The organism is Campylobacter sp. RM12651 (genome assembly GCF_022369475.1).
GTDB lineage: Bacteria > Campylobacterota > Campylobacteria > Campylobacterales > Campylobacteraceae > Campylobacter_E.
This window is the reverse complement of sequence record NZ_CP059600.1, coordinates 656,679-679,577: the sequence shown is the minus strand read 5'-3', so window position 1 is coordinate 679,577 and position 22,899 is coordinate 656,679. Positions and strand designations below refer to the sequence as shown.

22 protein-coding genes are annotated in these 22,899 nt (G+C 27.1%); 10 read left to right on the top strand and 12 right to left on the bottom strand.

Going from position 1 to position 22,899, the window contains the following annotated elements; all coding sequences use genetic code 11:
• Window positions 1–106 precede the first annotated feature (106 nt).
• The 6 genes from AVBRAN_RS03420 to AVBRAN_RS03395 are packed head-to-tail and all read right to left on the bottom strand — an operon-like array spanning window position 107 to window position 7,608.
• A complete protein-coding gene (locus AVBRAN_RS03420; protein ID WP_214117182.1) occupies window positions 107–523 on the bottom strand; it encodes a hypothetical protein in 417 nt (138 codons plus the stop codon).
• Window positions 520–1,770 (bottom strand): adenylosuccinate synthase, encoded by a 1,251-nt coding sequence (locus AVBRAN_RS03415; protein ID WP_239803555.1) that lies wholly within the window; start codon window positions 1,768–1,770, stop codon window positions 520–522. The genes AVBRAN_RS03420 and AVBRAN_RS03415 overlap by 4 nt, the downstream gene beginning before the upstream one ends.
• Entirely contained in the window at window positions 1,757–4,174 is a 2,418-nt protein-coding gene (locus tag AVBRAN_RS03410) for a hypothetical protein (RefSeq protein ID WP_239803554.1), read from the bottom strand. Before AVBRAN_RS03410 ends, AVBRAN_RS03415 begins: the two co-directional genes overlap by 14 nt.
• A complete protein-coding gene (locus AVBRAN_RS03405; RefSeq protein WP_239803553.1) occupies window positions 4,167–6,389 on the bottom strand; it encodes an MMPL family transporter in 2,223 nt (740 codons plus the stop codon). Before AVBRAN_RS03405 ends, AVBRAN_RS03410 begins: the two co-directional genes overlap by 8 nt.
• 44 nt (window positions 6,390–6,433) lie before the next feature.
• Complete coding sequence (locus AVBRAN_RS03400) at window positions 6,434–6,976, bottom strand: ABC transporter substrate-binding protein (RefSeq protein ID WP_214117190.1); 543 nt, start codon at window positions 6,974–6,976, stop codon at window positions 6,434–6,436.
• Window positions 6,973–7,608: a VacJ family lipoprotein gene (locus AVBRAN_RS03395; protein WP_239803552.1), complete on the bottom strand. Its 636-nt coding sequence runs from the start codon at window positions 7,606–7,608 to the stop codon at window positions 6,973–6,975. The genes AVBRAN_RS03400 and AVBRAN_RS03395 overlap by 4 nt, the downstream gene beginning before the upstream one ends.
• Window positions 7,609–7,699: 91 nt before the next feature.
• Between AVBRAN_RS03395 and AVBRAN_RS03390 the strand changes: the two genes are divergently transcribed.
• The 5 genes from AVBRAN_RS03390 (at window position 7,700) to AVBRAN_RS03370 (ending at window position 12,823) form a co-directional block, all read left to right on the top strand.
• Window positions 7,700–8,395, top strand: coding sequence for a LysR family transcriptional regulator (locus AVBRAN_RS03390; RefSeq protein WP_214150508.1), 696 nt, complete (start codon window positions 7,700–7,702; stop codon window positions 8,393–8,395).
• A 115-nt stretch (window positions 8,396–8,510) separates the two neighbouring features.
• Window positions 8,511–9,680, top strand: a complete 1,170-nt coding sequence (gene ispF / locus AVBRAN_RS03385) for a 2-C-methyl-D-erythritol 2,4-cyclodiphosphate synthase (protein WP_214117205.1) — start codon at window positions 8,511–8,513, stop codon at window positions 9,678–9,680.
• Complete coding sequence (locus AVBRAN_RS03380) at window positions 9,661–10,527, top strand: response regulator (protein WP_214117208.1); 867 nt, start codon at window positions 9,661–9,663, stop codon at window positions 10,525–10,527. Before ispF ends, AVBRAN_RS03380 begins: the two co-directional genes overlap by 20 nt.
• A complete protein-coding gene (locus AVBRAN_RS03375) occupies window positions 10,508–11,674 on the top strand; it encodes a sulfate adenylyltransferase (protein WP_214117211.1) in 1,167 nt (388 codons plus the stop codon). Before AVBRAN_RS03380 ends, AVBRAN_RS03375 begins: the two co-directional genes overlap by 20 nt.
• Window positions 11,675–11,683: 9 nt before the next feature.
• Window positions 11,684–12,823: a tetrahydrodipicolinate N-succinyltransferase N-terminal domain-containing protein gene (locus tag AVBRAN_RS03370; RefSeq protein ID WP_214117213.1), complete on the top strand. Its 1,140-nt coding sequence runs from the start codon at window positions 11,684–11,686 to the stop codon at window positions 12,821–12,823.
• Window positions 12,824–13,420: 597 nt separating this feature from the next.
• Here AVBRAN_RS03370 and dapB read toward each other — a convergent pair.
• Together dapB and trxA are read right to left on the bottom strand one after the other, a co-directional pair.
• A complete protein-coding gene (gene dapB, locus AVBRAN_RS03365) occupies window positions 13,421–14,158 on the bottom strand; it encodes a 4-hydroxy-tetrahydrodipicolinate reductase (RefSeq protein WP_214117215.1) in 738 nt (245 codons plus the stop codon).
• Window positions 14,159–14,162: 4 nt separating this feature from the next.
• Window positions 14,163–14,471 carry a thioredoxin gene (gene trxA, locus AVBRAN_RS03360; protein WP_214117217.1) on the bottom strand — a complete coding sequence of 103 codons (309 nt, stop codon included), beginning with the start codon at window positions 14,469–14,471 and terminating at the stop codon, window positions 14,163–14,165.
• A gap of 104 nt (window positions 14,472–14,575) precedes the next feature.
• On the opposite strand from trxA, the gene AVBRAN_RS03355 reads away from it, so the two are divergent.
• The 5 genes from AVBRAN_RS03355 to AVBRAN_RS03335 are packed head-to-tail and all read left to right on the top strand — an operon-like array spanning window position 14,576 to window position 19,362.
• Window positions 14,576–14,848, top strand: coding sequence for a NifU family protein (locus AVBRAN_RS03355; RefSeq protein ID WP_214117289.1), 273 nt, complete (start codon window positions 14,576–14,578; stop codon window positions 14,846–14,848).
• Window positions 14,845–16,185 (top strand): UDP-N-acetylmuramoyl-L-alanyl-D-glutamate--2,6-diaminopimelate ligase, encoded by a 1,341-nt coding sequence (locus AVBRAN_RS03350; RefSeq protein ID WP_239803551.1) that lies wholly within the window; start codon window positions 14,845–14,847, stop codon window positions 16,183–16,185. The genes AVBRAN_RS03355 and AVBRAN_RS03350 overlap by 4 nt, the downstream gene beginning before the upstream one ends.
• Entirely contained in the window at window positions 16,178–16,480 is a 303-nt protein-coding gene (locus tag AVBRAN_RS03345; RefSeq protein WP_214117222.1) for a YbaB/EbfC family nucleoid-associated protein, read from the top strand. The genes AVBRAN_RS03350 and AVBRAN_RS03345 overlap by 8 nt, the downstream gene beginning before the upstream one ends.
• Entirely contained in the window at window positions 16,477–17,517 is a 1,041-nt protein-coding gene (locus tag AVBRAN_RS03340) for a PDZ domain-containing protein (protein ID WP_214117224.1), read from the top strand. The genes AVBRAN_RS03345 and AVBRAN_RS03340 overlap by 4 nt, the downstream gene beginning before the upstream one ends.
• The gene (locus AVBRAN_RS03335) at window positions 17,518–19,362 is read left to right on the top strand and encodes a transketolase (RefSeq protein WP_239803550.1); all 1,845 of its coding nucleotides are present in this window, start codon (window positions 17,518–17,520) and stop codon (window positions 19,360–19,362) included.
• 119 nt (window positions 19,363–19,481) lie between these two features.
• On the opposite strand, the gene AVBRAN_RS03330 is transcribed toward AVBRAN_RS03335, so the two are convergent.
• From AVBRAN_RS03330 to ribD, 4 genes are read right to left on the bottom strand one after another with little or no spacing between them, the layout of a single operon-like run.
• Window positions 19,482–20,417 (bottom strand): asparaginase, encoded by a 936-nt coding sequence (locus tag AVBRAN_RS03330; protein ID WP_239803549.1) that lies wholly within the window; start codon window positions 20,415–20,417, stop codon window positions 19,482–19,484.
• Entirely contained in the window at window positions 20,410–21,411 is a 1,002-nt protein-coding gene (hemE, locus tag AVBRAN_RS03325; RefSeq protein WP_239803548.1) for a uroporphyrinogen decarboxylase, read from the bottom strand. The genes AVBRAN_RS03330 and hemE overlap by 8 nt, the downstream gene beginning before the upstream one ends.
• Window positions 21,412–21,420: 9 nt before the next feature.
• A complete protein-coding gene (locus tag AVBRAN_RS03320; RefSeq protein ID WP_214117232.1) occupies window positions 21,421–21,939 on the bottom strand; it encodes a YqhA family protein in 519 nt (172 codons plus the stop codon).
• Window positions 21,940–22,899 (bottom strand): bifunctional diaminohydroxyphosphoribosylaminopyrimidine deaminase/5-amino-6-(5-phosphoribosylamino)uracil reductase RibD, encoded by a 960-nt coding sequence (gene ribD / locus AVBRAN_RS03315; protein WP_214117234.1) that lies wholly within the window; start codon window positions 22,897–22,899, stop codon window positions 21,940–21,942.

Genomic DNA, 22,899 nt, shown 5'->3' with positions numbered 1-22,899 from the left:
TTTAATTATATTCTTTTGAATATCGGTTGTATGTCTAAAATAAAGCTATTTTTGGTTTATAGCCTTTTTTAGCAATTTATAAAATATCTTACTAAAAACCTTAAACTTAATTTATATCTTGATTAGCTGCAAAAAATCTCATTGTTGCAATCTCATCTAACTCTAATGCTTGTTTTTTTTCAAATTCTTTTTTCTTTTTTTTAATTTCTTCATCGTGTAAGTATTTTATTTTCTCATAATCTAGCGAAGCTTTTTTATACAAATGAGTAAAATGCACTATCTCTTTTTCACATAAACTAATTTTTTCTAGTAATTCTTTTTGTTTATTTAAATTAAAAAAAATCGCTTCATTTGCTAATTTTATTTCAAGTATAGTTTTTGGTTCTGGATATGTGTCTAATTCTTTTTTTACTAATTCAAATTCTTGTTCAATTGCAGTTTTTTTAAGTTTTGCTTTATTTAAAGCAAGCTCTGCATTTTGTAAAGCTTGCTTTTTTACACTTAATATTTGTTTAAATTTCATAAAATGATTGTATCTTCACGCTCAGGAGAAGTAGAAATCATTTTTATTTTTACACCAACTAATTCTTCAATTTTTGAGATATATTTTTTCGCATTTACAGGTAAATCATCATATCTTCTAATTCCATAAATTTTACCAAAGCCATCAACACTTTCATAAATTGGTTTTACATTTTCTAAATCAGCTGGAACATAATCAATTATTTCGCCCTTATATTCATATGCTTTACAAATTTTAATGCTATCAAAATTTTCTAAAACATCTAATTTCATTAAAGCAAGTTCGCTAAGCCCGTTTAATCTAGCAGTATATCTTACAGCTACTGCATCAAACCATCCGCAGCGTCTTTTTCTACCTGTGCTAACACCTATTTCTTTTCCTATTTCGCCTATTCTTTCGCCCTGCTCTGTTTTATCTTCTGTAGGGAAAGGTCCGTGTCCAACTCTTGTAGTATAAGCTTTTACTATTCCTATTGATTTGCCTGCTTCATAAGGGCTTAATCCTAAACCGCTTAAAGCTCCTGCAGCAATAGTTGTTGAGCTAGTTACATAAGGATAAGTTCCGTGGTCAATATCTAATAAACTACCTTGAGCTCCCTCTAATAAGACTTTTTTATCTTCATCTAAAGCTTTCCATATAAGTCTTGTAGTATCACAAATAAATGGTGCTAACATTTCTTTATATCTTTTAAGATTAGCCAACAGCTCATTTGCATCAGGTGCATTTACGCCTAAAGTATCAAAATATGGTTTATTTATCACAAAATCTTTCAAAATTGCATTACAAAGTTTTTCAGGTTCAAGCAACTCACTTACTCTATGCCCACTTCTTGAAATCTTATCAGAATAGCAAGGTCCTATTCCTTTACCAGTCGTTCCTATTGCATTATCACCTTTAAATTTTTCTTTAGCGATGTCAATTTGTGCATGATAACTTAAATTAAGATGAGCTCTATCACTAATAAATAATCTACCTTCTAAATTATCAAATTGAGCCATTTCTGTAATCAAAACTTCAGGATTTAATACAACCCCGTTTCCTATTACATTTTTGCAACGATGATGCAAAATACCACTAGGTAATAAATGTAAAGCATAACGAACTCCATCAACCCAAATAGTATGACCTGCGTTGTGTCCTCCTGCACTCCTACATACAAAATCATAGTTAGCGCATAATTTATCTACAACTTTGCCTTTACCTTCATCTCCCCACTGAATACCTACTAATATGTCAGCTTTGCTCATATATATCTCCTATAAAAATATTATTTCCGTTTTCATACATTTGCATAATTTTATCTCTATTTTTTTCTTTCACTAAAGATACTAATCTACTCATATAATCTGCTTTAATAGCCAATTCTTCATTAGTAAAATCAAAATTTCTAATATTATTTAAGAATTTATCAAAATCTAAATTATCAAAAGATTCGTTATTGTTAATTCTATTGCCAATTACTTTATAGTAATATTCACAATACAAAATATCTAAATTCTCATTATTTACAATTCTATTTTTGCAAAATACAACAAAATTATCCAATTCTGCTGGGTCGTATTCTTGTCTAAAAATTAAACAATATAAATTCTCACCTAAAGAATTCTTAGTTACAACATAGCTTAATTTATTAGGATGCAATATATTATTAAAGTCTTTTAAATAAACAATATCCTTAATAGAACAAGTTTTGCCATCTAATATATTTGCAATAATTTTATCTTGCTCTTTTGCTAACAAGTCTTTTAAATATATCTTAGGTACATTTTGAGTATTTAATAAATTTCTTAGTTCTTTATTAGCACTAATACATTTAAATTCTTTATCAAATATACCTATGATAGAATTACTTTGTTTATAAATATCACTAAAAGATATAGGTTCTTTTATTTCATCTTCTAATATATCTTGTTTTAATAAAGCAAGATGAGCTGTTATATTTAAAAACCTAGCTTGTTTACTATCATAATTATAATCTCTTGAAATATTAAAGCTAACTTTAAATTCTGCATATCTACCATTATTTTGTCTTAAATATAAATTTTGTTCAATTACTTTAGAATAATTTGTAAAACTATTATCTTTAAGATTTTTTAATTTTAATAAAAATTCAATATAAGCAGGATAGCTACTTTTATGTAAAAGCTCTTTAAAATAAGTATAACTTAAAGCTGTATAGCCTAAAATTCTATCTATATTTTTACTACAACTTCTTATTTTTAACTTACCACCTTTAAGGGTAAAATTCATAGTAATAATGAAACTTTTTTCTAAAGCTTCATATTGAGATTTAATATTTTCATAACTTTTACTAACCATATTAGTATCTAAAATCATCAAAATATCGTAGCAAAATCTCTCCGATCTCATAACGAATGGATATATTTTAACTTCTTTAAAGTCTTCTCCATTCACATAGTGTTCAGTTTGTATATAAAATCCTTGATTTTTAATAGAATTTTGCATATTGTTTGCAAAATTTATCGGGTCTATAATGGTATCTCTTTGCTCTTTTTTACCAAGCATATACAAATTCATTTTAGACATACCTGTAATTTTTTGATTATAAAAATCAAGTGCTGATTGATTTGCTTTAAAAATCTTAGCCGTAAAAGCATCAATCATTAGCATAGGAATTGTGCTTTTACTAAACATAGAGCTAAGTCTTTGTTCTAATTCTCTATATTCTTTTTTAATATCTTTATATTCAAGAACTGAAAATGCCGTTTGTTTTTGCAAATCTTCTAAATCAGAGCCTTCTATTAGCTCAAAATTTTGAAACTCATCAATATCGCTAGCACCTTGTAAATCATAGCAATACCTTACTTGTCTTACTAAACCATTTTCAACCAACATAGAATCAAGATAAGCGTTCCAAAAATACATAACTAATATTATTAGCAAAAATGCACTTAACACAAAATAATAATTAAAATACTCGCTTACAGATATAAAGCTTCTCACATTAAAGCCGCTATATTCTACTTCTTTAATAATATTATCAGAATTACTTGCTGTTTGATAAATTCCAGATAAATACCAATAGTAACTAAACTCATTTACATTGACAGATAAATCTAATTTTGATTGATTACTTGAATACAAAACATTACCAAAAGAATCTACCAATATATAATCAGTATTAAATTTATTCACACTTTTTAAAAGTTCTTTTAAATCAAGCTTTGCAACCAAAAATGTATTTTTATTATTCTCTAATTTTTTTGCAAAATATATGCTACTTTGTAAGTCTTTAGTAGTAATTAATTCGCTAATATAAGTAGTTTTGCCAGTTAAATTCCTAGTATTAATTTCTATGAATTTTTTTAAAGGGTCAACTTCATCACTGCTAATTTTATCTAAAACTTCTCCATCTTCATTAAGATAATAAAATGCTGAAAATGTATTTAAGTCTAAATTTTTTAAACTAGGATTCATCTCAAGTGCTTTTGAATATAAATCTAGTCTAATTTTATGCTGTTTTATAGCATTTTGAATACTATGAGAAATCAATTTGTTATTATTAATTAGTTTATCATTGACTGTTGTAAAATTTACATAAAAACTAAAAAATAATACTAATACAAGTAAAATAAAAGTAATAAAAAAATTTTTTCTTAAAAGCCAAATTATATTATTAAACTTAAGCACTTAAATCCTTCTTTGATAATTCGTTTTTAAAATAACCCTTAAAATATAAACTAATTATAAGTGATGGTAATAAAAACAAAGAACCGCATAATAATAAAATCATAACTAAAACAGTCAGTAATCCAAAATAAATAGTAGGTGTAAAATTAGAGCTCATCATAAGACAAAATCCTAAAACAATAGTGCAAGTTGTATAATAAAGTGCTGAACCAATACTTTGATGACTTGCCCTAATAGCATCATTTAAATTCCTTTTTTTGATTTCTTCTTTAAATCTATGAACATAATGTATTATATCATCAACTCCAATTCCAATAGAAATTGCTGCAATTGTAATACTCATTAAATCAAGACTTAACCCGCTAAAAGCAATAATCGCAAACAATAATGAAATAGGAATCAAATTAGCAATTATTCCAATAATACTAAATCTTATATTTCTAAAAATTATTAAAAACAATGCAAATAAGCTAAGTATAACAAAATTAAGAGTATCTACTTGAGAACTTATAAGTGAGCTTAGCATATTGTTATAAAGCACCATAACTCCACTTACTTGAATATTTATATTATCATTTTTTGTAAGTTCTCTTAAATTATCATTTAAATCTTTTAAAAATTTAGCTCTTTTTAAAGTTTTATCACTATCAACCATTCTAATTGCTATTCTAAATTCTTTTGATTTTTCGTTGTAATATGGATAAATAATTTGCTTTTTAGTGCTTTCTTCAAGGTTATTTTGCAATATATTTAGCAAAAAGCCATCAATATCTTTACCATTATTCATAGATTTTGCAAAATCTAAAAGCGAATAAAGGCTTAAAACACTACCTACATAATTTTGATTTTCTAAGAAATTATGAATTTTTTTTAGAATTTCTACTTTTGATGGTGTTAAATAATACTTATCACTATTATCTAAAAATTCAGCAAACTCATCAGCTTGTTCATCGTCTTCATCGTTAAATTTAACAATTACATCTAACGGAAGCGTTCCACCTAGTTTTTCATCAATTAATAATAAACCTTTTTTAATATCACTACTATCTTTAAAATAATTCACAAAACTATTTTCAGCACTAAGCTTTGGAATTGAAACAATAGCAAAAACAACTATTATCAAGCTTACAAAATATACTATTTTTCTATGATTTATTGCAGTATTTGCACAAAACAATAAAAACTTAGGCTCTTTAGCAAAATATACATTTTTAAAATCTTTTTTTGCAAGTAACAAATAAGGCAAATATAAATAGCATAAAAGCAAACTAACACTAATACCAATGCTCATCATAACGCCTAATTCACTAATAGGTTTTATTCCTGAAAAAACAAGACTTAAAAACCCAACTACGGTTGTTAAAATAGCATAAAAGCTAGGTTTTGCCTTAGCTAATAATGTGTGTCTTACTTGTGTTAATCTATCTGTATTTTTATTAAAGTTTATAAGTTCTGAAAAATGAGATAATAAATGCACTATAACAGAAATTGTAATAATTAAAACCAATGCTACATAATTACTTGAAATAACGGTTATATTATAACCCAAAATCGCCAAAATTCCCGTCGTGCTAAAAAGAGAAATTAAGCATATAAACATACAAACAAATACAAAATACAAACTTCTAAAAAATATAAAAATAGCAATTGATAATAATACAAATAACCCTATTCCATAAACATATAAATCAGATTTAACATAAGCAATCATATCACTTGCAATAACGCTCATCCCACCTAAAATCAAATCATTATCAAGCGCAAATTGCTTTAATGTAACAATCAAATCATCTGGGTTATTTGCATATATTAAAAAATCAACAACTGAATAATCTTTGCTAATTAAATTCTTTAAATAAAATTTATTTTTACTTATTTCATCTTTAGCTTTTAATAAATTAGCTCCTTCATTTATACTTTTTCCATCACTTAAAAATAATGGAGCATTTAAAATACTAAGAACTGATTTAACACCATCTATTTTTAATAGTTTTTTCTCTATATTTTGAAGTTTTTCAATACTTTCAATACTAAAGACATCGCCTTGGCTTTTATAGGCTAATACTAAAAAATCTTGAGAACCAAAAGTTTTTATACTTTCATTAAATAGTTGTAAATCCTTATCATCTTCTAAGAAAAAGCTAGTTGATTTTGCTTCAACTTCTATCTTAGTAGAATAATATGATAACCCTAAACAAATTAATAGAGTTATCATAAAAACTTTTTTAGAATTTACAAGAAGAAAATTAATTATTTTATTCATTTAAGCTTTTCAAATAAGCCATTAATTCCACTCTGTTTTATAATATCTAAAAACTGAGCTCTATAACTAGCTATTAAACTTGTATTTAAAATATCAATATCATATAACTTACATTCGTTATTGATAATTCTAAACTTAAATATCATTTCTTTAACTTGTTCTTCATACTCAACTTTCATATTTGCCTGACATCTTTTATCATCTATATTAGTGCTTGTTAATTCAAGGCTACTACCTTTAACCAAATCAATTTTAGATGAAAAATCTTTTTTAAGTCTTTCTATAAAAATACTTTGAAATTCTGCTAATTTTTCAGCGCTTAACTCATTAGCATTTTTTGAAAGAACTAATTTCGTCATTAATTCAATATCTAAATCATCTTTTAATAAATTAAATAAATCTTGTGATTTATCGTTGCTATCACCCTTAAAGATATCTTGTATTTTTGCAACATCTAAAACAATGTCATCTTTAAAAGTATCAATTTTGTAAGCATATAAACTTGCTAAGCTTAAAGCTATTATTAATAATTTTTTCATTCTAATTCCTTTCGGTTTTTTTCATAAAAATCCCTTATTGTTACATAAGGATTTATACTTTTATAAGCTTCATTAATTAAAACAGAATTACTACTTGTTTTATCAATCAGCCCAAAAGTAGAAACGCTAATACTAGCATTATTAGTTAAATAAAAATTAGGCTTTAAAGCATAATCAAACGGCAATGCCAAAGCATCTCTTACATTTGAAGGTCCTAAAAATGGTAAAACAATATGCTCTCCTGGTGGAACACCCCATCTAGCAAGCATCAAGCCAAAATCACTTTCTTTTTCATATTTAAAAGGTCTTAAAATACCACCTAAACCCAATGTGGTATTACCTAAAAATGCTCCTAATTCAGCAGTTCCTGATTTAAATTCTCCACTCAAGTATAAAGTAATAAATCTAAGCGGAGACCCTAAATTATGGAAAAAATTATTAACACCTTTTTTAACTATTGGAGGAGTGATAGTATTGTAAATATTGCTAAGCGGTCTTAAACTCATATTATAAACTGCATAATTAAAACTAGTAACAGCTTTATTGTAATTATAAAATTTATCTACTCTTTCTACTTGATTAAATTCTGCTTCAAAATCATCAATTTCGTTCGCAACTACTAGCGTAATCAAAGAAAGGATAAAAAATAATTTTTTTATCACAAAATTACTCCATATTTAGTATTTTTGGCAAATAATAACAAAAAAATATTAAGAACAAACTATGAAAATTAATCTAGAAATTGAATTTATTTTAAATGATAATGTAAAAATTACAAAAAAACATATATTGCTTTTACAACAAATCAAAACAGACAAAAGCATTAGCAAAGCTGCTAAGAATTTGAATATTTCTTATAAAAATGCTTGGGATAGTCTTGATGAAATAAGCAAAGCTAGTGAGTATAATCTATTTTCAAATACTTCAAGAAAAGAAGGAAGTAAATTAAGTGCTTTTAGTGAAGATATATTAAAAAAATACGAAGAGTTTTGCAAATTTAAAGCCAAACTCAATGATGATTTTACCTATAAACTATCAGCTCAAAATAAAATTAAGGCTAAAATAGTTGAGATTAAAAATGAGAAAAATTATATAAATCTAACTTGCAAATGCGGTGATGACTTAATAAAAGCAAATATTTCAGTAGCTGCTCTTACTGAATTAAATCTAAAATTATTTGATGAAGTTATATTAATAACAAAAATTAATTTTATAGAATTAGAAAATAATAAAGAAAATAGCTTTAATGCAATTATTCAAAATATAGATATTAAAGATGAGTTAATTTATTTTACATTAAATTTCAATAATCAAATCATCAAAGCAATTGGTAAAAAAAATAAATTATGTAAAAATTACTCAATAAATGATGTAATTCAATTTCAAATTCCCGCTAAAAAAATCATAGTATCTTTATAACTTGTTACGGAATGTAACAATTTTTAATTTAATTTATAAAAATGTTACATTTTAGATAAGATTTAAATAAAATTATGTTAAAAACTTACTCAAAATCATAATTTTAAGGATAATTATGTTGGATATAACGCTTATTTTATTAGCTGCAGGTAATTCTACTAGGTTTAATTTACCTTGTAAAAAGCAAAATTTATATATAAACAAATCCCCATTATGGCTATATTTAGCAAAAGAATTTGAGAAATTATATAAGTTTTCAAAAATAATAATTGTTTGTGATGAGCCTTGTTTTTATGAAGTTAAAGAGCCAAATTATATTTATGTTAAAGGCGGTAAAGAAAGATTTGAAAGTATTGAAAATGCTTTAGAAAAAGTAAATTCTCAATATGTTTTAATTACTGATGTAGCAAGAGCTTTTATCAATCCTAATGTATTAAACGAACTTATATTAAATGCTAAAAATTATGATTGTGTTTTTCCAGCTATTAAAATTGTTGATACAATTTATAATGAAGAAAAACAATGCTATTTAAATAGAAATGAACTAAGATTAGTTCAAACCCCACAACTTAGCAAAAGCTCTGCTTTAAAATCTGCGAATTTAAAAAATTTTACAGATGAAAGCTCGGCAATATTAGCAAATAACGGAACAATAAAAGCTATAAATGGAGATGAATTAAGCTTTAAAATAACTACAAAAAATGACTTGCAAAAATTAAAATTACTCAATCTAGCAAAGCCAAGTAAAGATATTTTTGTTGGATATGGATACGATGTGCATGAGTTTTGCCACTCTAATGTAGGGCATAAATTAGATGAAGATAATAAAAATGAAGAATTAATCTTAGCAGGTGTAAGACTAGGAAAAGAATATGCTCTAAAAGCACACTCTGATGGAGATGTATTAGCTCACGCATTTACTGATGCTTTATTTGGAGCTTGTGGCTTAGGAGATATTGGGGCTGCTTTTAGCCCTGATGATGATAATTATCATAACGCAAATTCTATGCAACTATTAAAACTTGCTTATGATAAATGCAAATCTTATGGATACGAGCTAATTAATGCTGATATTACAATATGTGCTGAAAAACCAAAACTCTTAAAATATAAACAAGAAATGCTAAAAAATTTAATCACTACCCTAAAAACAAGCAATATTAATATAAAAGCTACTACAACAGAAAAACTAGGTTTTGTTGGGCGATGCGAAGGTATAAGCGTAAGCGTAGTTGTTAATATGAAATTATTTGATTGGAGCGAGTATGAGAATATTAATAGTTGAAAATGAGATTTACTTAGCTCAAAGTATGGCTTTAAAGCTAAATGATGCTGGATATATTTGTGAAGTTGCAAATGATTTTAAAGATATAAAAAACAAATATTATGATGTTATTTTGCTATCTACTAATATAGATAATTTTTTAAAAGTTATTCAAAATCATAAAAATAGCGTTATATTATTGTTAGTTTCTTATGTGAGTAGTGATACAGTTAGTATGCCTATTGAAGCTGGAGCGTATGATTACATACAAAAACCTTTTATGATAGAAGAACTTATTAGAAAAATAAACTATTTTTATGGCTACAACAAGCTAAAAGCTCAAAATACCGCATTAAGTAGCTATATAAAATCAGTTATTGATTCAAAATTTCATACAGCAAAAAGATTAGTATTTCCAACACTAATAAAAACAAATAAGCAAATCTTAGCAGATAGCTATGTTTTTAATTATGTATTTTCTCATAATGTAAATATTCATTTTACTGATTTAAGTAGCTCATTTAATCTAAATAATTTATTAGTAGGAGATAGAGATATTAGATATTTTACAAATTTTCAAGTTTTAAAAGGCTCTAAATTAGAGCAAATTATCAAGCTTAGTAAAGGGCAAAATTTTATATTTCACACTAATGGAAATGCCGATATTGAAGGCTTTAACATAATTGAGCTAGAAGACAATTCAAATACACTAGCATTAGGAGAAATTCTAACAATTGATGATTACATAAAAAATATGATAATTAATTGGCAAAAAAGCTATTCTGATACAGAACTTAGTAAAAAATTAGGATTAAGCAGAAAATCACTTTGGGAAAAAAGGAGAAAATATGGAATCAATAAAAAATAAAATAAAAGAAATAAAAATTACTGAAAAAGAATTAAGTATATTAAGTTTAATTGAAATTAATTCTTTTAATACCAATGGATATTTACCAAATAAAGAAGAAGTTTTTAAAGAATTTAATTCCGCCACAATTGATAAAAATATATCAGCCTGTACTTTAGCTTTTTCTCCTAATTATGAATTAAATGATAATATTAAAAACTATCAATTTAACAATGAAATTACATTAATATTAAATGATAAAAAAGTAGGAAAAATCACTCAAGCAACTACTTTTGATAATGATAAAGCATATACAAATATATTTAGTGCAAATACTTGCAAATTAGATAAAGAATTAAATCCTTGCATAGCAGGAAAGGTTGAGATTTTTAATAATGAATTTAAAAAAGTAAAAACTGCTCTAAATAATAAAATCAAAAAAAATAATGCCAAGAAAATAACAGCCCTAATCCTAAATGCCGACCCAATCACAAGAGCACACGAAAGAATGCTAAGATGGACTATTGATAAGGCTGATTTAGTGATAATTTTCGTAGTTGAAGGATATGATACAAATTCTTTAAATTTTCAAGCAAAAAAAGAATGCTTTGAATACTATGCGAAAAACTTTTTACCACTTGAGAGAATTTTCCCTGTGTATTTAAAAAACATAGATTTATTTAGTCCTTACCTTGACCCAAATTACGAATGTTTATTGGCAAGTTCATTTGGTGCAAATAAGCTAGTAATAGGACAAAATCATCAAGGTTTAGGATTGTTTTATGATAATAATTTAGCTCATACAGCCATAGATGAATTATCTAAAAAAACAGGCTTAGAGCTAATAGTTTTACCTGAATTTGTATTTTGTAATAAATGCAATGTAATGGTAAGCACAAAATCATGCCCACACGGAGCTCATCATCACATAAAATATCGTTCATCAATGATTAGAGAAATGCTTCATTCAGGGCTAATCCCGCCAACCGTTTTAGTAAGAAAAGAAATATCAGCAAAGCTATTAGCACACTTACACCCTAATAGATTTAAAAATGTTCAAATGATTTATGATGGATTATTTCCAAGTAATGGTATTATAGAAAAACGAAGTGATGAAGACCTTTATAAAGAGCTAATTACTTTATATCAAACAAGTTATATGATTTAAGGAGATTTTATGAATAATTTTAATGAATTTTGTGAAAAAGTTCAAAGCGAAAAAGACTTTTTTAAACCACTTGCTTTTGCTTTAGGAGTTGGGTATTTCGGACAAAAAAGCAAAGAATTAATTTATATTGATTTTGCAAATGTAAATTATATGCAAAATTTCGGCACTTTTGCTGTGTATTTTAAAGAATTAGCGCTAAATAATTACAAAAATGAAAGTGAGTTTTGTATCGAGCTTAAAGAAGAGCAAATCAAGAATATCTTAAAACATTTTGAATGCTTTGAAAACGATGGTAAAAGACACGAAAATATAATAAGTCTAAAAGCAGCTTTAAAAAATATAAAAAATGAAAGATTTTTCCTAGTTGCACTAAATAGCGATGAAGCACCTAAAAGCATTGCTAGTGTTTATTTAAAACTACATTTATTATCAAGACAATTCGTAAAACCAAGAGAGATTAATCTAAATGGAGCTTTTGGACTATTAAAAAATCTTGCTTGGAGCAATTCAAAACCTTATGAATTAGAATATTTAAGAGAATTTGAAGCTGAATTAAAATTTAGCAAAACTTATCCTGAAATTGATTTTGTAGATAAATTCCCAAGATATTTACAAACAATAATCCCAGCTGATAATACAAGGATTTTAGATACTTCTAAGGTTAGATTAGGAGCACATTTAGCTAATGGAACAACGATTATGCCAGGTGCAAGTTATGTGAATTTTAACGCAGGAACTCTAGGTTCAGTAATGTGCGAAGGTAGAATTTCAAGCTCTGCAATAGTAGGCGAAGGTAGTGATGTTGGCGGTGGTGCAAGTATTTTAGGAGTATTAAGTGGGACTGATGGCACACCAATTAGTGTTGGTAAAAGATGTTTATTAGGAGCAAATAGTGTTACAGGAATAGTTTTAGGAGATGATTGTGTAATTGATGCAGGTATTGCAATTTTAGGTGGAAGCAAGGTTGAATTGTTATTATGTGATGGACTTAAGAATGCAAATCCTAATTTTAATTTTGATAAAAATGTTTATAAAGCTAAAGAATTATCAGGATTAAATGCCCTACACTTTAGACTAAACTCAACTAATGGAAAACTTCAAGTAGGCTTTAATAAAAAAGCAATTAAACTAAATAAAGATTTACATTAAAACTAAGAAATTACGAGAAATCGTAATTTCTAAATATCACTTAAAATATGTATTTTATTAGTATTAAATATAAACTTATAAATCAATAAGAATATGCTTATAAAATTCTTTGAATTATAAGTTTATTTCTAGTTTGATATATAAATTTATGAATATAAAAGAATATAAAAACAAATTTATTTTACAACAACAATTGCTCTGCAATAAAAAAATTTATAAATATTTTAATAAAACAAATACAATCCATAAATTTGAATACTAATTTATTTTGTGAAGCTTTAAAATATCTTAGCTTAAATCTTAAAAATTTTAATATCTATTTTAATAAAAAATTCTATCAATTTTTAATACATAAATTGATTTTAAAATCTATTTAGTAGGTTTTACAAAAATTATAAAATTACATTTTAAGGATTTTAAAAACATTTTATAAAGCAAAAGCCCTTTTTATAAATCACTTATATTGTAAAAATTAAGCTCAAATAACGATTATAAATTTTGAATCTGTATTGTTTAAAGGTATTATTTTTATTCGTTATTAAGCAATACTAATTATAAATTTTATAAGCAATCTTAAAAATAAAATATGTTTTATAATTACTTATTTAATAATTCACCTACAAAATCACTCATAGAATAATTTTTATTCTCTTTAGTAATAAGCCATTTTGCTACATTAATAGCACCTTTAGCAAATATTACTCTAGAATTTGCATTATGAATTAATTCTATACTTTCATCATCTCCATAAAATCCAACACTATGATACCCTGCAACGCTTCCACCTCTAAGGCTTACTAAACCTATTTCGTTATCTTCTCTTTTGCCTTCTCTGTTAAAGCAAATCTTATGCTCTTTATTTAAAGCTTTATTTCTAGCTTCAAGTGCATTTTTTGCTAATGTTAGAGCTGTTCCACTAGGAGCATCAACTTTATGCTTATGATGTTTTTCATAAATTTCTATATCAAATTCTTTTAAAGCAAGTGCAGCAATTTTCGTAAGTTCATTTAATATTGCAACACCCAATGAAGTATTAGAAGCCCAAAAAAACTTACCTTTATAAGTTTTAGCTTTTTTAAAATATTCATCTTTAAGCCCAGTAGTTCCAACAACTAAAGCTGGTGGATTATCTAATAAGCTAGCTTTTTCAAGTAACTCAACACTAGCAGCAGGAGTAGAAAAATCTATTATAACATTAGCTTTAAAAAGCTCATTATAATCATTATTTTCCTTAGTAAAAGAATATACTAAATCAATATTCTCATCAGCCAAAGCTAGTTTTACTAGCTCCTTACCCATTCTACCATTTGCCCCAAATACTGCTAGATTTATCATTTTATTATAATAGTGAGTTTAATTTATCAGCTAAAGCTTGTTTTGCTTGAGCACCAATTACTGTATCAACTATTTCGCCATTTTTGAAAAATAACATAGTAGGAACTGAACGAATTCCAAACTCAGCAGCTAATTCTTCACAATCATCAATATTAACCTTAGCCACTAATGCTTTACCTTCAAATTCATTTGCTAATTCTTCAATAGCAGGTGCAAGCATTCTGCAAGGTCCACACCATGGTGCCCAAAAATCTACTAAAGCAACGCCTTTTTTAGCTAAATTAATATTTTCACTTGTTAATTCTTTTGCCATTTTATTCTCCTAAAAAAATATTTGTAAATAAAAATTATCATCTAACTTAGTTAATGAATATTTATTTTATTAAAGCACAATAACACAAATTACAATAAGGAAAAATTATGATATTTAGTGATGAAGAATTAATTGAACCTTGTTTAAATGTCCTAAAATCAAAGCTTCACATACTTCATAATGATGGTGGTGATTTGGAGTTTTTGGGTGTTAAAAACGGGGTTGTTTATATAAAATTACTTGGTGCTTGTCATGGTTGTGCTGCTGCAAATACCACTTTAAAATTAGGGCTTGAAAGGGCTTTAAAAGAACAAATTGATAGCAATATTTCGTTAATAAATCTTGAAGGTGGAAAGGAAGCTTTTGAAAAACTATGAAAGTTAATTTAGATAATTCTTACATAACAGATAATTCAAATGAATGTGAAAAAGGTTGTTATTTTTTACTAACCAATTCAAATTCCAAATACGAAAACGATGCAAAATCTAAAGGTGCTTTAGTAATTAACGAAGCAAAAGCAAGAGAACTTTTAAAAATCAATGAAAATATAAAAATTATAGGTATAACAGGCACAAATGGTAAAACCACTACCGCTGCTGCAATTTATTCTATATTGCTTGATTTAGGTAAAAAAGTATTTTTATGTGGAACTCGTGGGGCATTTTGTAATGATAAAAAAGTTGCGGCAAAATCTTTAACAACAGGATTTTTATTAGAATTATTATCGTATTTACAAATTGCAACTTTAAATAATTGCGAATATTTTGTAATGGAAGTAAGCTCTCACGCAATTGCACAAAATCGCTGTGGAGATATGAAATTCGCTGCTAAAATCTATACTAATTTAACTCAAGACCATTTAGACTTTCACGAAACTTTTGAAAATTATGCAAATTGTAAAGCAAGTTTTTTTCAAGATGAATGCTTAAAAATAATAAATCAAGATGCTTATAAATTTTCTTATAATGTAAAAGGTGCTATTACTTATGGTATAGAAAATCCTGCTTTATATAGCGTAAAAGCTTATACATTAATTGATGGTATTGAAGCAGTTTTTGCTGTTAAAAATGAGCTTTATGAGATTAGCTCTTCTTTAAAAGGCTTATTTAATATCTATAATCTTCTTGCAGCTTTTGCTTGTGTTAATGAATTAGTAAAACCTAATAAAGATGATTTAACTAATGCTATTGCTAATTATGCAGGGGTAATGGGAAGAATGCAAAGCATTCCTAATAAATATAATAAAGAAATAATAGTAGATTTTGCCCATACTCCAGATGGAATTGCTAATGTGCTAGAAGCAATGAAGCATAAAGAATTAATAGTAGTATTAGGCGCAGGTGGTAATCGCGATAAAAGTAAAAGAACTCCTATGGCAAAAATAGCTAGTCATTATGCAAAAACTTTATTTTTAACAAGTGATAATCCAAGAGATGAAGAACCTATTGCAATTCTTAAAGATATGATAGATGGCTTAAGCGAAAACGAATTAAAAAATATAAATATTGTAATTGATAGAAGATTAGCAATTTATAAAGCACTTTTAGCTCAAAATAAAAATGAATGTGTTATGATTTTAGGTAAAGGTGATGAAGATTACCAAGAAATAAAAGGTGTAAAATATCCATTTTTAGATGAAAAAATAGCACTTGAATGCTTATATGAAATACACAATTATGAAGAAAAAATTAGATTGAAAGGTGAATATGTTTAAAGATTTTGATTTTTCTAAAATGCAAGAAATGTTGCAAGATGTCCAAAATAAAGCTAAAGAATTTGAAAACGAATTAGCAAATAAAGAATTTGTAGCAAAAAGTGGTGCTGGAATGGTAGAAGTTAAAGTAAATGGCAAATTTCAAGTAATTGATATAAAAATAGATGATGAATTGTTAAAAGACAAATCATCTATGCAAATATTATTAATTTCTGCACTAAATGAAGCATTAGAAAGTGCAAGTTCAAGCACAAAAAATGCTGCGGCTGATATGTTTTTTAAGGCAGGAAAATGAGAAAACTTGCATTATCTTTAATGTTAGTAGCGACCTTATTTGGCGTAGAGCGACCTACATTTGATGATTATTTAGCATGTTATGAAAAAAATAAAGCAAGTATGTTAAATTACGAAGGCTTACCTGCTTTTGTGTTAGATGAAAATCTTTTAGCTGTAGTAAAATTACCTGATACAAAATTAAATTCATACATTAAATACGACCCATTTTTAAATCTTTATTTAGTAAGGACTGATTTTTCTTTAATAAAGCCAATCACAGATGATGAAACAACAAGAACTAGAAATGATTGGCTAGGAATTATTGATGCTAAAAAAGAATATATAGGACATTTAAAATATCTAGCTCAAGGTTTGTTTGAAAGAGATAAGCTTGATTTTAATACAAAAATTGGTTTATTAAATTCTCCTTGTTGCAAGGTTTTGGGTATTAGTTTATTAAATGGAGAATTCATAGGCAATCGCTATTTAAATCATTTTAAAAAATATAATGATGTTTATTGGGGCGATATTGGTGCTACATTTACTCAAAGAGGGGATAGATATTTTGTAAGTGGTATTACTTTTAATAGCAACTTAAGATTAAATGATGAAATCTTAAGCATAGATGATAAGCCTATAGAATCACTTAGGGCATTAAATGAAAGAATACTTTTTGCAGAAAATCAAAGCACTATTTATTTAAAAGTTTTAAGAGATAATGAAGAAATTAATATAAGCTCTGTTGTAAGTCCTAAAATATATGAACAACCAGTATTTACAACAAAAAAAGCAATTGTTAAAAAACAGATTTCAAATTCTTTAGGAATAACTTTAGATAATAATCTAAATGTAATAGGAATTTCAAATAAAAATTTAGGCTTTAAGCTAAAAGATAAAATCCTAAGAGTAAATAATGTAATAGTAAATACTAAAGCAGATTTTAATAAACAAATTCAACAAAGCGGTGTTTTAAATATATTAATTCAAAGATATATTAAAGACGAGAATAAAAACGGGGATTTTCAATTCTTTATAACAATTAACAAAGGAAAATAAATGTTAGAAAAAATGTCAAATAATTTAAGATTTTTAAGTGTAGATATGATTAATCGTGCAAATAGTGGTCATCCAGGCGTAGCAATGGGACTTAGTGATATTTTAGCAGTGCTTAGCACAAAAATTAATCTAAATACAAAAAATCATATAAATCGTGATAGATTAGTATTTTCAGGCGGACACGCAAGTTCTTTAATATATTCGTTTTTACATTTAAGTGGATTTAATTTAAGTCTTGATGAGCTTAAAAATTTTCGCCAATTAGGCTCACTTGCAGCAGGGCATCCTGAGATTAAAACTCACGGAGTAGAAATAGATACAGGCCCACTTGGTCAAGGTATTGCAAATGCTGTTGGTTTCGCAATGGCAGCAAAATTTGCTAGTAGCAAACTAAATAATTCGTTAAATCATAAAATATACTGCCTTTGTGGAGATGGGGATTTGCAAGAAGGAATTAGCTATGAGGCTTGTTCTTTAGCAAATGTTCATAATTTAAATAACTTAGTATTAATTTATGATAGTAACGAAATTAGTATTGAAGGCGATGTAAAACAAGCATTTCGTGATGATATAAAGGCTAGATTTAATAGCGTTGGCTTTGATGTTTATACTATTGATGGGCATAATTTTGATGAAATTAGCAAGGCTTTAGAAATGACTAAAAATGCTGAGCGTCCAAGTATTATCATAGCTAAAACCAAGATTGGAAAAGGTGCTTGTGAATTAGAAGGAAGCGAGAAAACTCACGGCTCACCACTAGGTGCTGAACTAGCTTTAAAAGCTAAAAAAGCAGCTAATTGGAATGAAGAAGAGTTTTATATAGATAGCGAAGCTAAAAATGGCTTTGAGAAAATGTGTAAAAGAAGTGATGAGTATTTTGCAAGTTGGGATAAAGCAAATAAATTTAATGATGAACAATTAGAATTTATAGCTTATTTAGAAGGCAAAAAAGATTTAAATGTGGATTTTTCTAAACTTGATTTAAGTAAAAATTACGCTACAAGAGATAGCAACCACGCTTGTCTAAACGAAATAGCAAAACAAATTCCTACATTTTTAGGTGGTTCAGCAGACTTAGCACCATCAAATAAAACTTATCTAAAAGATTATGCAGATATTAGAAATGGTGGTAAAAATATAGCTTTTGGTATTCGTGAGCATGCAATGGGTGCTATTATAAATGCAATGGCAAGATATGGTTTGCATCCGTTTTGTGCTACATTTTTAGTATTTAGTGATTATTTAAAGCCTTCAATAAGATTAGCGGCTTTAATGAATTTAAAAGCATTTTTTGTATTTTCACACGATAGCATAGGAGTAGGAGAAGATGGTCCAACTCATCAACCAATTGAGCAAATCAGCACTCTTAGAAATATTCCTAATCTATACACTTTCCGTCCTGCTGATATGGCTGAAAATATAGCTTGTTGGCAAGTAGCTTTAAAGCTAAATAATCCAAGTGCATTCACACTTAGTCGCTCAGCACTTCCAAGCTTAAATACAAGCATTCCTGATATTAGCAAGGGGGCTTATTTTATAAAATATAGCGATAATGCAGAAGCTACAATAATTGCAAGTGGTAGTGAGGTTGCACTCGCACTTGAAGTTGCAAAAGATAAAAATATAAATGTATTAAGTATGCCTTGCTTTGAATTATTTGATAAAGAATTTGATAAATCTTTATTAAAAGGCAAGATTATCGGAATAGAAGCTGCAAGGTCTTATGAATTATATAAATACTGCGATGAGCTTTTCATAATGGATAGTTTTGGCGCTAGTGGTAAAGAAAAAGATGTATTTAAATATTTTGGATTTGATGCAGAAAAAATAAAAGAAAAACTATAAGTTTAAAGGCAATTTATTTGCCTTTAAATCAATTCTTCTATTTGTAATTTATAAAGATAAGCACTAATTAATAAAAATCTAATTTTAGCACTACAGAACTAAAGGCAATTTATTTGCCTTTAAATCAATTCTTCAATCATACCTTTTATATTTGTAATTCCTAAAGATAAAGCACTAATTAATAAAGCTCTAGCCTTAACATCACTTAAATATTCACTCATAATTACACCATTTTTAATCAAATCAACTTCAGCTCCAGCATAAGCATAGGTTCTAAGACCTGCTTTACCACTTTCACATCTACTTGTCATAATTATTGGAATATTTGCTTTTTGAATAATTGGCATAGCTCTAGCCATTACATGCCCTGCTCCATAGCCACTAATTACCAAACCATCATAATTATTTAAAGCATATTCAAGCATATCATTGTCAAAATCAAGGCACATTTTTAACAAGGCTACTTTTTTAGTAATTTCTTTTAAAGGCTTTAGTTTTGGCCTTTTATAATTATTATTAAATAAATAAAACCTACCTTCTTTAATCTCTCCAACCAAGCCACGATTAAAACTTGTAAAAGTTTCAAGACTAAATGAATTGCTTTTATGGATAAATTGTGCTGAATGAACGCTATCATTTAATACACAAAGCACACCTAAACCCCTTGCTAACTCACTATTTGCTAGAGTAATTGCATTGCTAATATTAGCTAGATAATCACTTCCTAACTCGCTAGGATTTTTCATAGCACCTGTAAAAATTAGTGGCTCATCTAAATCCCAAAATAAATTACAAAAAAATGAACTTTCTTCTAAAGTATCAGTTCCTTGAGTAATAATTACAGCACGAGAGCCTTTTTTAATCTCTTCTTTTGCAAGATTTAAAACTTCAATTAACATTGAAAAAGTTATATTTGGACTTGAGATATTGCTAAAAGTTATTGCATTAATGTCTTTAAATGAACTTGTTAAATCATCAGCATTTAGGCTAGGAATTGCTCCTTCGCCTAAATTACGCATAGAAATTGTCCCGCCAAGAGATATTAAACTAAGCATTTCTTACACAATCTATTAAATATCTTACATTTTCTACTGGAATATCAGGTAAAATTCCATGCCCTAAATTAAATATATGAGCCTTATCTTTTGTAAGTTCTTTTATGATTTCAACGCCTTCTTTTATAGCTTTTTTGCTATAAAGTCTGCAAGGCTCAAGATTTCCTTGTAATACATAAGGAGTTTTTGCTGCTACTTGAAGTGGAGTGCTCCAATCAACACCTAAAACATCAATTTTTGCATCTAAACATTCAATAAAACCACCTACTCCTTTAGGAAAAGCAATTATTGCAATATGTGGGTATTTTGTCTTTAAATAACTTGCTAAATCTTGAATATATTTCCAAGCAAATTCCAAATAAGCACTAGGCTCAAGTGCATTAGCCCAGCTATCAAAAATCTGAATAGCATTAGCACCTGCTTTTATTTGATTTTCGCAGTATTCTTTTAAAACTTCAGTAATTTTTGCTAATAATTTATGTGCTAGGGCTGGATTTTCATAAATCATTCTTTTACTTTTTACATAAGTTTTAGAGCCTTTTCCTTCTATCATATATGTTGCTAAAGTCCAAGGAGCACCACAAAATCCTATTAAAGCTTTATTTGAAGCTAATTTTTCACGAGTTAATTTTATAGCGTCATAAACATAAGTTAATTTACTAGCTGCATTTATATTTAATTTTTCTACATCAATTTCACTTGATATTATCTCATCAAACACAGGACCTTCACCTGCTTCAAATCTAAGTGGTAAGCCCATCTCAAGTGGCACTACTAAAATATCTGAAAATATAATAGCCGCATCAAAATCTAGTATATCCACTGGCTGAAGCGTAACTTCGCTAGCTAATTTATAATCCTTACAAAGACTTAAAAAATCTCCTGCTCTAGCACGAGTAGCCTTGTATTCAGCTAGGTATCTACCTGCTTGACGCATCATCCAAATAGGCATAACATCACTTTTTTTTCCAAAACAAGTATCTATAAATATCATCTTTGCTCCTTAGTGTTCTTTAGATTTATTATCACTTTTATGTAAAGCCCATAATCCAAGGCAAATACACATAATACCGATTGCTAAATAAAGCATATCCATACTTGAGCTAAATTTTAAATTAAGTGCGTGTTGGAAAAAATTAACAACTAAAACCATAATAATAACTTTACCAAGCTTATCTTTTAGCTCATCTAAACTATGAACTTCTAAAACCTTGCTTTGTTTGTATTGTTTAAATTCTTCAACATCGCTTATAAATAATTCATATATTCCAAAAGAAAATATATAAAAAACTAAAGCCATTAAATATAAATCAACAGCTCCAACTATAGTGCTTACAGCTTCTTCGTGAATGTCAATATCAGCACCTAAAAAATAATAAGTATATGTAACTTTTATGACCTTATACACATCAAAACTAGCAATAAAAAATAACATAAAAGCACCTAAAAGACCAAAAATAACAGGTAAGATTGTAATAAACCTAGAATTTACTAGGAATTTTTCAAAATATTTTTCTAACATTTATTCCCTTATTTCATAAAATCCGAATTGTTGGTATTCGTGTGGTTTATTATAAAAATCTTTTGTAGTGCTTTGATAAATAGGACTTAAACTTAACTTAAAGTTATTTGAATTTTTATAAGTAGAATTACTTTGTTGTAAAAACAACCAATCTATTTGATTTTTGAAAAGTTCTAAGGCATTAAACCCACCTTCAATCATTACAAATTTAATATTTTGCTCTTGCAATTCATCTTTTAATTTTAAAGGATTTTTACCAAAAATAATTTCTCTATTAGTTTTAAAAATATTTAGAGATTTAAAATTAGAATTTAAATCTTGAAAATATTTTGAAAATACTAATAAATTAGGTGCTTTTTTGCTAGTAGAATATCTAGCATCAAGCATAGGATTATCAAGTCTTAAAGTATTGCCACAAATTATTAAATAATCTATATTGGTTCTAATTTCGTGAAAATATGTCCTTAAATACTCATTACTAATACTACCTTCATTGTTATAATTTAGATTAATTGCTAATTTAAATAAAACAAAAGGCTTATTATCTAGCCAGAATTTAAATGGAGCAATTAGTTTATCGCATTCATCTTGTAAAATCCCAAGATTTACTTTAATTCCAGCTTGCCTTAATTCATTTATACCATTTTGAGAACTATCACTTGAGCCTATATTTACTTCTTTAACTTTATATTTTATTAATAATTCATGACAAGGTGGAGTGCGACCTTGCTTACTGCAAGGCTCTAAAGTTACATAAAATACACTATCTTTTAAAGCATCTTTTCCATATTTTTCTAAGATTTCATTCACACATAATCTTTCTGCGTGAAATGTTCCTGCTTTTTGGTGTGCTTTAATGCTTAAAATCTTGCCGTATTTATCTAATACTAGACAACCTACGGCAGGATTTGGATAAGTTAAGAATTGATATTTCCAAGCCTCTTTTAAGGCTAGGTTCAT